This is a genomic window from Methanocalculus natronophilus (genome assembly GCF_038751955.1).
GTDB lineage: Archaea > Halobacteriota > Methanomicrobia > Methanomicrobiales > Methanocorpusculaceae > Methanocalculus > Methanocalculus natronophilus.
In genome coordinates, this window is record NZ_JBCEXH010000053.1 from 1 (window position 1) to 451 (window position 451).

1 protein-coding gene is annotated in these 451 nt (G+C 28.4%); it reads left to right on the plus strand.

What is annotated here, in order from left to right; all coding sequences use genetic code 11:
- The coding region (locus ABCO64_RS10345; RefSeq protein ID WP_343089404.1) for a GGDEF domain-containing protein at window positions 1-385 on the plus strand (385 nt) is incomplete at its 5' end.
- Window positions 386-451 lie beyond the last annotated feature (66 nt).

The window sequence follows — 451 nt, forward strand, 5'->3', positions numbered from 1 at the left end:
TAACAATAGTGAGTATCATTTATACATATGTGATTTAAACAATTTTAAACAAGTGAATGATACATTAGGTCACCTTGCAGGCGATCAAGTACTTTATAAGTTTTCTACGTATTTAAGAAGAATGTTAAAACCTTTTGATGGTATTGTTTACCGAATCGGTGGCGATGAGTTTGCGATTATCATACCCCAAAACGCAACTTTTAATTTTAAGAATAAATATCAAGAGATTAATGACAAGCTCAAAACTTTTCACAAAGAGTTATCATTAGCTTATGGTGAAATTGATTTGTCTATTAAAGACAACTTAGATAATAAAGCATTGGATGAGATTTTAAGACAAGCAGATGAAAACTTATATAAACACAAAGTTTATAAGAAAGTTTAATGATAAAAGGACACTAAAAAGGGTCCTTTTTCATTAGAATAAGAAAATTATAGAGCGAAATTTTAC